This is a genomic window from Mycobacterium sp., from assembly GCF_044370595.1.
In the GTDB taxonomy this organism is placed as follows: Bacteria; Actinomycetota; Actinomycetes; order Mycobacteriales; family Mycobacteriaceae; genus Mycobacterium.
In genome coordinates this window covers 1-11470 of the sequence record NZ_JBILVF010000109.1, presented here as the reverse complement: position 1 = coordinate 11470, position 11470 = coordinate 1, and the positions used below count along the sequence as shown (strand labels likewise).

The following is an 11470-nucleotide window of genomic DNA, read 5'->3' as shown; positions in this document are numbered from 1 at the left end:
GCGGCGCGGCGGGGCACCCGGACTCCCTCCCCCGGGACCCCGCCGCGTTCGTGTATTCAGCGCATACCGTGTGAAGCGGCAAAGGAGGACAGGTGAGCCAGCGGCAGGACCGGCGACCGGTGATCGTCGAGTTACTCGATCACACCCGCAGCATCGCCGACCTCAACGACCGCGGCGATCTCTCCGCGCGGCTTGCCGCGGCGCGGGAGCGAATCACCGACCCCCTCATCCGGGTGGTGATCGTCGGCCAACTCAAGCAGGGCAAGAGCCAGTTGCTCAACTCGTTGCTGAATATGCCGGTCGCCCGGGTGGGTGACGATGAGAGCACGGTGCTGATCACTGTGGTGGGATACGCCGAGGAGCCCACGGCGCGGGTCATCCTCGACGCGGGCGGCGGTCACGAGCAGGCCGTGGAGGTTCCGGTCGCCGACCTCGGCTCCGATCTACGGCGCCCCCAGTCCGCTGCTCAAGGGCGGGCTGACGTTCCTCGACACCCCCGGGGTGGGCGGGCCCGGCCAGCCCCACCTGTCCGCCACCCTGGGTCTGCTGCCCGATGCCGACGCGGTCCTGTTCGTCAGCGATGCCAGCCAGGAGTTCACCGAACCCGAACTGCGGTTCCTGCGGCAAGCCGTTGACATCTGTCCGGTCGCTGCGGCCGTCGCCACCAAGACCGACCTCTACCCGTTCTGGCGGGCGGTGGTCGACGCCGACATCGCCCACCTCCGCCGGGCGGGCCTGGACATCCCGGTGATACCGGTGTCCGCGTTGCTGCGCAGTCATGCGGTCCAGACCGGGGATAAGGAACTCAACGCGGAATCCAATTTCCCGACGATCGTGTCCTTCCTGTCAGAGAAGGTCCTCAGCCGGGAGAGCGACCGGATCGGCGACCATGTTTTGACCGAGATCTGTTCTGCGGCAGAGCATCTCAAGTTCTCAGTTGGGTCGGAGCTTTCCGCGCTCACTGATCCCGACCAGGCCCGCAGGCTGACCGCCGAGCTTGAGCAGCGTAAGCAGGAAGCTCAGGACGCGCTGGCGCAGACCGCGCTGTGGCAGCAGATCCTCAATGACGGCATCGTGGATTTGACCGCCGACGTCGATCACGACCTGCGGGCGCGCTTTCGGGCGATCACCCAGCACACCGAGGAACTCATCGATTCCTGCGACCCCACGCTGCAGTGGGCCGAGATCGGCGCCCGGGTCGAGGACGATATCGCCAATGCGGTCGGGGACAACTTCGTGTGGGCCTACCGGCGGGCCGAGACCCTGGCCGCCGAGGTGGCGCGCACCTTCGTCGCCGCAGGTCTGGACGCCGTCAAGATCCCGGAACTGCGCGCCCGCGAGATGGCCGCCGGTATGGGCCGGATGAAGTCCTTGGCTCGCCTGGAGTCCAAGCCGATCGGCAAGGGACACAAAGTCATCACCAGCATGCGTGGCTCCTACGGTGGTGTTCTCATGTTCGGCATGCTCACCTCCGTGGCGGGGCTGGGCATGTTCAACCCGATCTCGCTGGGGGCGGGCCTGCTGCTGGGCCGCAAGTCCTACCAGGAGGAGATGGAGAACCGCCTGCTGCGGGTGCGCAACGAGGCCAAGACCAACCTGCGCAGATTCGTCGATGATGTGCTCTTCGCGGTGACCAAGGAGTCGCGGGACCGGCTCAAGACGATCCAACGCCAATTGCGGGATCACTACCGCGGAATCGCCGACCAGACAACACGATCGATCAACGAGTCCCTGCAGGCCACCGTGGCCGCCGCCCGGATGGGGGAGACCGGGCGCAACCTGCGGGTCACAGAACTCCAGCGGCAGGCCGACATCCTGCGGCAGGTTCTCGCCAACGCCGAGAAGTTGCGCGGCCCGTGAAGGACCTGGTCCGTGGCATCATCGACGGCACCCGCCGGGCATACCGGTCTGATCCTGCCTACCGGCAGCGTCCCGACATCGTCGGCCAACTGGACCGAATCGCGGCGCGGCTCAACGAGCCGATTCGTATCGCGCTTGCCGGCACGCTGAAGTCGGGAAAGTCCACCTTGGTCAACGCGCTGGTGGGGGAGTGCATCGCCCCGACTGACGCCACAGAGGCCACCCGGATCGTCACCTGGTTCCGCAACGGCCCGATCCCGAAGGCCACCGCCAACCACCGTGGCGGGCAGCAGTCGAACGTCCCGATCGTGCGTGCTGACGACGGAACCGGCGGCCTGACATTCGAATTCGGCGCGCTCAACTCCGACGACATCATCGACATCGACGTCGAATGGCCGGCCGAGGAGCTGGTCGCAGCGACGATCATCGACACCCCCGGCACCTCGTCACTGACGCGCGACGTCTCCGCGCGCACCCTAAGACTGCTGGTGCCTCCCGACGGGGTGCCCCGCGTGGATGCCGTCGTCTTCCTCCTGCGGACCCTCAACGCCCCGGACATCGCGCTGCTCAAGCAGATTGGTGATCTGATCGGTGGCTCCACCGGTGCGCTGGGGGTGATCGGCGTCGCCTCGCGAGCCGACGAGATCGGCGCCGGGCGAATCGACGCCATGTTGTCGGCCAAGGACGTCGCCAACAGATTCACCGCCGAACTGGACCGCACCGGGATTTGCCAGGCGGTGGTCCCGGTCTCCGGTCTGCTCGCCCTGACCGCACGGACCTTGCGCCAGAGTGAATTCACCGCCCTGCGCAAGCTCGCCGGGGTGGAACCCGCCGAACTGAACAAGGCGATGCTCAGCGCCGACCGGTTCGTTCGCGACAATCCGACGCTGCCCGTGGACGGCCCGACCCGGACCGGATTGCTGGATCGGTTCGGCCTGTTCGGCATTCGGATCTCGATGGCGTTGCTGCGCGCCGGGGTGCAGGACGCCGATGGGTTGGCCGAGGATCTGCTGGAGCGCAGCGGCCTGGTGGCGTTGCGGGAAGTGATCGACCAGCATTTCGCGCAGCGTTCCGATCAGCTCAAGTCGCACACCGCATTGGTCTCGCTGCGCAGTTTCGTGCAGCGCTACCCCACCCCCGCGACCCCGCGCATCATCGCCGATATCGAACCACTGCTGGCCGATACCCATGCGTTCGAGGAACTGCGCCTGCTCAGCCAGTTACGTTCCCGCCCAACCACGTTGACTGACGATGAGATGGCGTCGCTGCGGCGGATCATCGGGGGGTTGGGTACCGTGGCCGCGAGTCGTCTCGGTTTGGCGGATCGGTCCGACGACGGACCGCGTGCAGCGTTCGCAGCCGCGCAGCGGTGGCGCCGACGGGCCGAGCACCCGCTGAACGACCCCTTCACCGCCCGGGCCTGCCGCGCCGCTGTGCGCAGTGCGGAGGCGCTGGTCGCCCAGTACGCCGGGCGCGCCTGAACGTCACCCCTCCGGCTGCGGCTCCGGGACTGTCGGGGCCGGCCGGGTTGGCAACGGCAACGTCGGCCACAGCGGCTTGGTCGTCGTCTCAGTGACGGTGGTCACCGACGTGGTGATGGACGTCGTCGTCGACGGGGTGGGCGCCTCGCTGGTGGTGGGGGCCGCGGTGGTGGTCGGGGTCACCGTCGTGGTGACGGTGGTCGGCGGCGCCGGGGCCGTCGTGGTACTCGGCGACGGGCCGGCAGTCTGTGTGGTCGTGGTCGGCGGTGCTGCCGACTCACTCGTCGGTGCTGATGAGGTGGTGACACTGCTCGAGGTCACAGCCGGGCTCTGTGACGTGCCTGCGGTGGTGTACTTCACGACCGCGTAGACCAGCAGTGCGAGCACGGCTGCGGTCAGTGCCCCCAGACCGACCAGCGCAGCGGGGCGCTGATACCAGGGCGTTGGTGGCGGCACGGGGTCCGGGTGGCGGCCGGTGGCCGGGGAGTAGCCGGTGGGTGAGCCGTACTCGCTGTAGGCCTCGCCGCCGGTTCCGCCGTAGTTGGCGTACTGCGTCGGGTCGCTCTCGGGGTAGTTGTCCGGATTGTCCGGGTAACCATTACGCGCCACGTGCTCCGATTCTAGTGGCGGGCGGCGAACTGGGGCATGACCTCGGCCGCGAACAGTCCCAGATGGTCAGCCACTTCCGCGGCGTCGGCGATGTCGAGGATTTGTAGATACACCCGTTGCACACCGGCGTCGGCGAACACCGCCAGCCGTTCAGTGATCTCGGTGGGGTTGCCCGTCAGCGGCGAGTTCTCTCGCAACTCCGCGACCTCGCGGGAGATCGCTGAAGCGCGGCGGTCGATTTCGGCCGCGTCGCGCCCCGCGCACACCGCGAACGCAGCCGAGTAGATCAGTTCATCGGGGTCTCGGCCGGCGTCCCGCACGGCGGTACGGACCCGCTGCAACTGCAGCCGGGTGAAGTCGAGCGTGGGGAAGGCCAGATTGAATTCGGTGGCGAACCGTGCCGCCAGCGCCGGGGTGCGCCTGGGTCCGCCGCCGCCGACGATGATCGGCGGATGCGGCCGCTGAACCGGTTTGGGCAGGGCCGGGGAGTCGACGATGGTGTAGTGCTTGCCGGCGAACCCGAAGGTCTCGCCTTCCGGGGTGCCCCACATGCCGGTGACGATCGCGAGTTGTTCCTCCAACCGGTCGAACCGTTCGGCCAAGCCGGGGAAGGGGATGCCGTAGGCCAGATGCTCGACCTCGAACCAGCCCGCACCGATACCGAACTCCACCCGGCCTGCGCTCATCGCATCAACCTGCGCCACCGAGATGGCCAGCGGACCGGGGTGGCGGAACGTCGCCGAGGTGACCAGGGTGCCCAGCCGGATCGTTGAGGTCTCCCGGGCGATCCCGGCCAGCGTCACCCACGAGTCGGTGGGACCGGGCAGCCCGTCACCGCTCATCGCCACGTAGTGATCGGAGCGGAAAAAGGCTGAGAAACCTAACGATTCGGCCACCTGGGCTACGGCGAGTTGCTGTTCGTAGCTGGCACCCTGCTGGGGCTCGACGAAGACGCGAAAATCCACGCCGATCAGACTAGGTCAGTTCAGAAGAACTCGACACGCTCCGTGCTGATGAACATGCCGTGGCCGGTGCCGTCGTTGGTGAAGGTGGTGCCGGTGCTGTCGGCGACGATGGTCCAGCCCACCGCCGCATAGGTGTCGTAGCCGATGGTCGTGGTCGGCATGGCCCCGAGATTGCCCAAAACCCACCTGTTGCTGCCACTGGCCGACACCTCCACCCCGTTGGCGGGCTGCCCGTCGATGGTGGGCGAGTCGGTGAACTCCGATTCGCAGCCCACCGTGTCGGCTGAGATCTGGCAACGGGTCAGGCCGGATCTGGTCTCGATGTAGACGTAGCCGTTGGAGTTGGGCTCCAGCCTCTGGCCGCCGGAAGGCCGCTGGCCGGTGGTGGGTGTCGGTACGTTCGAGGCGCTGGTGGGCGGCGTGGTTGGTGCTGTCGTGCCGGGCCTGCTGCCGGGAAACTCCGGTTCGGAGTCGCTGCCGCAGCCCACGCAGATCGCCACCCCGTCGACGGTGCTGCTGCAGCCCGCCATCACGGCGGTCAGCAGACAGGCTGCGGCCAACCCGATTCGGAAACCGATCCCGCGGCCGATCCTGCCGCCGTGGGAAGTGCGCACCCGATCAGAGTACGCATGTCGTGACTAGAGTGACGGGAGTGACTCGCGGGGGTTTTATCGGACCGTGACGTTGACCGAGAAAACCCACGAGTCCTTCTCTCCGCCGGGCCACGGACGGCTGTAGGTGGTGGATACCGTCGTGTTTCCGGGCGCCATCGCTTGCAGCATCCACACCTCACTGCCTGCCGCGCCCGGCTGAGTTCCTTTGGGCGCGATGACCTCATGGCCGGTCTGTGCGAGCACCTTGGGATCGGAGATCTGCATCTGCTCGGCCCATCGGAAGCCGGTGGATGGGTTGGACCCGAGGCTCACCTGGAGGAAGTCCCCGACGGCAAGGTCGGTGCTGCGGCTGATCTGCTTCTGGTTCAGCAGGTCGTCGTAGGAGATCGCGATGGTCTCGGTCTTGGGCCCGCTCTTCGCCGGCTCGGTACTGTTCGAGCATCCCGACAGCGGCAGCGCGATGATCGCCAGAGCCGCTAGTGTCCGATAGTTCATGGTCGACTCCCTCTGAAAAACTCGCGGGTCCGTAACAGGTAGGACGGTATCCGCCGGGCCGGCACCGGCCGCGGCCAGTCATCGGCACGATAGTAGGCATCGGAGCCCCCGTCGACGAAAATGACGCTGCCGCAGAGGAAGTCAGCCGAATCAGACAGCATGAACACCACCCAGTCGGCAAGCTGCCCGGGGTCGCCGAACCCTCCGATCGGCACCGGGAACCGGCGGATGTTCCGCGCCTCGGCCGGGGTGGCCAATTGGCGTTCCAGCATCGGCGTCATGATGGCCCCCGGCGCCAACGCGTTGAGCCGGATGCCCGCTCCGGCCCATTGTCGCGTGACGGCGTTGCGGCGCACCCACCGGCTGACCGCGATTTTCGACGCCGCATAGGCCATCGGCGGTGCTGCCGGTCCGAGCAACCGGTAGGTGCGCAGCGCCTTCTCGGCGTCCCCGGCGAGCAGTGCGCGCACCGCCCGGCCCGGCACCGCAGGCACCGTTGTCGTCGAATTGCTGGAAAACACGACGACTTTGGCACGCTCGGCGGCGGCCAGTGCCGGTCGCCAGGCCTGCAGCAATTCCACTACTCCGAAGTAGTTCACCTCGGTGATGAGGCGCTCGGCACCCTTGGTGGGGCCAAGGCCGGCAGCCAGCACGGCGCCGTCCAGTCGTCCGCCGCTGCGTGCCAGTACTGCCTCGGCGGCCCCGCGCCGCCCGGTGGACGTCGACAGGTCGGCCACGATGTCGGCGTCGGTGAGATCAACCTCAAGGATCGTGTGGCCCGCACCGCGCAACCTGCTGACGACCGCCTGCCCCATCCCGGACGCGGATCCGGTCACCGCATAGGTAGCCACCTCGGGGCTTGTGACTGCCTAGACCAGCGAGCCGGCGCCGCCCTTGACGCCGCTATCCCAGAACTCGTTCAGCGGGGCGGCGAACTTGTCGTTGTTGGTCAGCGTCGGCAGACCGAGCGAGTCCTCGATGAAGCGCAATAGGCTGTAGTGGTTGTAGTGGTTGGTGGCGGTGAAGGCGCCGCCGCGCATGCCCGCCGCTATCGCACCCTGCGACGGGATGACCACGAACACGACCCGGTTCCCTTGATTGCCGAAGCCTAGTGAGGTGTTGTTGTTGTCCTCGTCGAAGGTGACGACCAGGGCCGACTTACGGGTCGGGTCCTTCCACACCGCCGAGTTCAGCACAACAGGGACGTTCTCGGAAAGGAACTGGTCAAGCGCGGGGATGTTGTAAGGGTTGCCGGGCTCAAGCTGGCTGAGTGCGAACCTCAGCATGCCCCAGGGGAAGTCGACCGGACCTTCGCCGTTGAAATCCTCGTTTGCGGCAAACCACGCATAGTTCGGTGCGGTTGCCACCGACTTCAGATCCTCGGCCATCTGCTGCAGCGGAACGATGTTCGCCAGGGCTGCCGGGTTGTTGGCGATGGACTTGAAGGCCGGGAAGGGCAGTTGATCGGGGGAGTAGTCGCCACTGGCCACCAACGGGCTGGCTCCGGGGGCCAGGCTCTGCGCGTAACCCTTCCAGGTCTTGCCGGCCGCGGTGATGTTGGAGACCAGCGTGGTGTCGGCGTCGATGCACGGCGTCGCGCAGTTGTAGGTCAGACCGAAGTCGGTGCCGCCGATGACCGGGTAATAGTTCGGCAGGCTCGGATGGGTCAGGCCGTGGTACTGGTTGGCGTGTCCGTAGGCGTTGATCAGGCTGTTGAGGAAAGGCGCTTTGGTACTCCCGACGATGTCGGTGTAGCCCTTGTTCTCCATGTACACCATGAAGACGTGGTCAAGTTCACCGACCGTCGACACCGGCGGGGTGGGGGCCGGCGGGGCGGGCAGGGTGGCACCGACGGTGAAGGCGATGTTGTCGGCGAATGCGTAGTTGTAGTCGAAATCCACACCACCGAGCAGCCAGGGAAGCCCGAAGGTCACCCAGTTGCGGTCCTCGAGGGTCAGCGCGACTTGCGCGTAGCGAGTCCCAGTCGGGAGTGTGCCCGCCGTCGAGCGTTGCTTGAACCCGGTCTGGAACCAGCGTTCGAGAGGGCCGACCCGGTTGAGTGCGGCGCTGCCGAGGTAGGTCTTGTTCGCGTCGAGGAAGTCGACCTTCACCGACGCCCCGGACGGATCGGACAGGTAGCCGCCGAGCCAACCGCTGAGGTTGTAGGTCGTGGTGCCCAGGTCGATGTCGGCGGCGGCGCTGCGCAGGTCGACGGTTTGGGTCAGGGTGCCGGTCGTGACGTCGCCGCCGCCGAAGAACTGGTTTCCGCCGTCGGCAGGTCCGCTCTTGGCCTTGGGGTATCCAAGGAATCCCGGCAAGTTCGGCATCGGGAAACTCGTTCCGATCGGCCACAGGTTGCGGGGTGCCCCGTACTTGATCACTGTCGGGGTTCCGGTCAGCGTCCAACCCGGGATCGTGACGGCGCTGTACCCGGACAGTGAGGGATCACCGAGTTCGGCGCCGGGGTTGACCAGCAGGTTAGGGCTCTGGACCTGACTGGTCGTGGTGACTGCGGCGGGCGGGACGACACCGATGAGGCGCTCGAATTCCTTTCGCGCCCAGGCCAAGACGCTGAACAGCATCGGAGCCTGATTCGGCGCGCCGCCGGTGCTGCCGCCGAGCAGAGGGGCCAGCGCGGTGCTGACCAACTGCGCGGTGGTGCTGGCAGGCAGCATCCGGGGTGCGGCCGCCGCTGGGCGGGCTGGCGCAACGACGGCGACGGCCGGGGCAGGGGAGGTCACCAGTGCGGCTGACGGAGCGGGGACCGTTACGCCCGGCCGGGCGCTGGCCTCGGGCGTCGAGTAAGCGGTGGACTCGGGGGTGACCTCAGGCGCCTGTGCGCTGCTCTGCCGGGAGGCTGCCACCGATGCCGATGCCACCTGCTCGGCGATCGCTGCGCTCGGGATGGGCGGTGCCGCGTTCTGGCCGACCGGGGCAGCGCTGTCCTCCTCGGCGCCAACCCGGCTCAGCGTGTCGGCGGCGGCCGAGCGCGGGGTGTTGTCCGGCGCGGCCGTGGGGGCCTGGAGTGCCGACTTGGCCGGCCCGCCGCGGCGGACCGGGGATGACACCCGGACCTTGCCCTCGCGGGGCGACTGCGCTTGCGACGAGTTGGTTTCCGCCCCGGCTGCGTCCGGGGTATCGGCGAAAGCCGGGACGTCGGCGACGCTGTAACCGATGCCCAGCGCGACAGCCAAGGCGCCCAGCCGACCGATGTTCCTCGCGTGACTCATAGTTCGTTTCCTTCAGTTAGCCGCAGTCGGGTCGAGGTGCTTCTCAGGCAAGCACGGCCGTGGCATCGAGGACCCACGGCAGTTCAGAGTCCGCCGTAGGCGGCGGCAGTGGCGGGTCCGACGGTGGGATCGTCCCAGATCCGGTCAGGTAGGCGACCACCCGGGCCAGAGCCTGGGTGACCCCGACCGCCAGATCGCCGTTGAATTGCACGATCCACTTCGTCACATCAGCGATGCCGCTGATGAGGAAGATGTCCTGATCGACCACCGATTGCAGCATGTCGGTGATGTCGGTGACGAAACCGTCGATGAAGTAGGGAATGCTCGCGAATACCGTGCGTGTTCCGAGCGCGAGGTCGGCACCGATATCGGGGTAGCCGTACATCGAGATCGCATCGCCGAGGGATTGCTTGAGGTCCTCCGGAGCGACGATGCCCGCCGTCTTGGTCTGCAGTGGCACGCCGTCGAAGTCCGACCGCTGGTCAACGCCGAACAGATTGACGATGGTGGGGGTGATGTCGGCGTTGGTATACCCCAGGTTCTGCTTGCCGTCATTCTGGTCATCGCCCTCGGGATCGAAGATCACGAAGGCCGTTGTCTCAGCTGGTGACTGGAACCCGTGGCCCAATCCTTTCGACGGCTGGTGACCGTGGTCAGTGGTGATGATCACCGTCCACTCTTCGCCGAGATTGGTCGCTTCCCACTGCTCGACAGCAGCCAGGATTTGCGCGATGTTCTCGCTGGTGTTGATCAGTGCGTCGCGATACTGCGTGGAAGCACCGCCGTGCAGATGGCCCTCCTCGTCGACGGCCACCTGATAGGAGAAGACGAACGTCGACTCGTTCGGGTTGGTCGCCTCGATGAGCGCGATCGTCTCGGCCGCGACCTCGTCGTCAGCGGCCTCCCAGCCATCGGCCTCGTCGTAGGCGACGTAGATGTTCTCGTCAGCCGGGTAGCCGCCCGCCCCGGCGATGTCGTTGATGTACTTCCAGTCGGCGACGACCGCGGTCCTGACCGCGGGTTTGTAGTACTCGATGAGGTTGATCGCTGTCGGCCACTTGACGTACGGCTCAGGGTTGAACAGGTTGTTGATCACTCCGGTCTTGTTGTCCCAGGCCCCGGTCAGGATCGTCGACCAAGACGGCCCGGAGATGGTGGTGTGCCCGACAAGGCTGGTCGCCCCGGTGATGCCCTCATCCATCGCGATCCGGAATCCGCTGGCCGGATCGTCGTAGGCGTACTGGAGGATCTTGCTGAGATTGGTGCCGTCGGTGCCGATCAGCAGCACGTGGTTCACCGGTGGGTCGGCGAAGGCCTCGGCCTGAGCCTGCGCGCTGGCGGCGCGGTACCGGGTGTTGGTGCCCGAGGTTGCGCTGACGGTGACCGCGCCGGCGGGGGCGACCGGCATGACCGGCAGATCGGGGAGCAGTGGCACCGGCAGCGGGGTCGGTGCGGGCGCGGCAGGCGCGGGAGTGAGTTCGGGCGTAGCGGCCGGTGCGACCGCCGCCGCCACCGCAGGTGCCGCGTCCACTGCGGAGGCGGATGCGGGGACTGCCGCGACCGGGATGCTGGCAGCCGTAACCGGAGCCGACGCATCGGTAGCGGACGGCGGAGAAGCCGGTTCGGCCGTGGCGTCCTCGGTAACGGGCGCCGCGAGTTCCACCGCGGCGTCGGGTTGCTCGGCGACGCGGGGTGTCGGCGGGGCATCGTTGTCGGCGACGTCAAGACCTTCGCGCTCCGACTCCCGGTCACCGGCAGTCGTCCGCTGTGCGGGCGCCCCGGACTCTGCTGGTGTCGCGTCAGCCGAGGTTTGGGTTGCAGACCCGCGCGACCGGCCAGGCGACTGGGTGTCTCCCCGCTTGTTGGAATCAGGGCTGCTGGACTCGGCGGACGTGGCGCTGCCTGTGCCGCCGGACGGATCGGCCTGGGCCACCGCGGTCCCGAGTGTCGATGCGGCGCCCGCCACCACACCGGCGACCGCTACGCCGAGGCAAACCTGTTTGATCGTGCTCATGAGTCGCCCCTCTGGTGCGTGGTTGAAACCTTGGAATTACCTGTGACGCTAATAGCCGCACACGCGATTCAGGAGACTTTTCGGGATATTCGGTGTCGCGAAGGTCCCACGGCGATGGGACTTTGGTCAGCGAGTTGCGACGGCGGGCCCGTCATCGCCGGCAGATCCCTTGTCGGTCACCTGGGCAGGTGGTCAAATTGAC

The 11470-nt window shown here is 67.2% G+C and carries 8 protein-coding genes and 1 pseudogene; 2 read left to right on the top strand and 7 right to left on the bottom strand.

Annotation, left to right across the window (positions count from 1 at the left end; all coding sequences use genetic code 11):
- Window positions 1-92 precede the first annotated feature (92 nt).
- A pseudogene (locus ADBZ5N_RS13495) lies at window positions 93-1860 on the top strand (dynamin family protein).
- Window positions 1857-3341 (top strand): dynamin family protein, encoded by a 1485-nt coding sequence (locus tag ADBZ5N_RS13490; RefSeq protein ID WP_526258122.1) that lies wholly within the window; start codon window positions 1857-1859, stop codon window positions 3339-3341. The pseudogene ADBZ5N_RS13495 and the gene ADBZ5N_RS13490 overlap by 4 nt, the downstream one beginning before the upstream one ends.
- A gap of 3 nt (window positions 3342-3344) precedes the next feature.
- On the opposite strand, the gene ADBZ5N_RS13485 is transcribed toward ADBZ5N_RS13490, so the two are convergent.
- From ADBZ5N_RS13485 to ADBZ5N_RS13455, 7 genes are all read right to left on the bottom strand, one after another.
- Entirely contained in the window at window positions 3345-3950 is a 606-nt protein-coding gene (locus tag ADBZ5N_RS13485) for a hypothetical protein (protein ID WP_526258120.1), read from the bottom strand.
- Window positions 3951-3961: 11 nt separating this feature from the next.
- Window positions 3962-4915: an LLM class F420-dependent oxidoreductase gene (locus ADBZ5N_RS13480; RefSeq protein WP_526258118.1), complete on the bottom strand. Its 954-nt coding sequence runs from the start codon at window positions 4913-4915 to the stop codon at window positions 3962-3964.
- 20 nt (window positions 4916-4935) lie between these two features.
- Window positions 4936-5445 (bottom strand): hypothetical protein, encoded by a 510-nt coding sequence (locus tag ADBZ5N_RS13475; RefSeq protein ID WP_526258124.1) that lies wholly within the window; start codon window positions 5443-5445, stop codon window positions 4936-4938.
- A gap of 138 nt (window positions 5446-5583) precedes the next feature.
- On the bottom strand, window positions 5584-6024 hold the full coding sequence (locus tag ADBZ5N_RS13470) for a protease inhibitor I42 family protein (RefSeq protein WP_526258116.1): 441 nt from the start codon (window positions 6022-6024) through the stop codon (window positions 5584-5586).
- Entirely contained in the window at window positions 6021-6875 is an 855-nt protein-coding gene (locus ADBZ5N_RS13465; protein ID WP_526258114.1) for an SDR family oxidoreductase, read from the bottom strand. Before ADBZ5N_RS13465 ends, ADBZ5N_RS13470 begins: the two co-directional genes overlap by 4 nt.
- Window positions 6876-6893: 18 nt before the next feature.
- A complete protein-coding gene (locus ADBZ5N_RS13460) occupies window positions 6894-9254 on the bottom strand; it encodes an alkaline phosphatase family protein (RefSeq protein ID WP_526258112.1) in 2361 nt (786 codons plus the stop codon).
- Between the two features lie 43 nt (window positions 9255-9297).
- The gene (locus ADBZ5N_RS13455; protein WP_526258110.1) at window positions 9298-11268 is read right to left on the bottom strand and encodes an alkaline phosphatase family protein; all 1971 of its coding nucleotides are present in this window, start codon (window positions 11266-11268) and stop codon (window positions 9298-9300) included.
- Window positions 11269-11470: the final 202 nt, after the last annotated feature.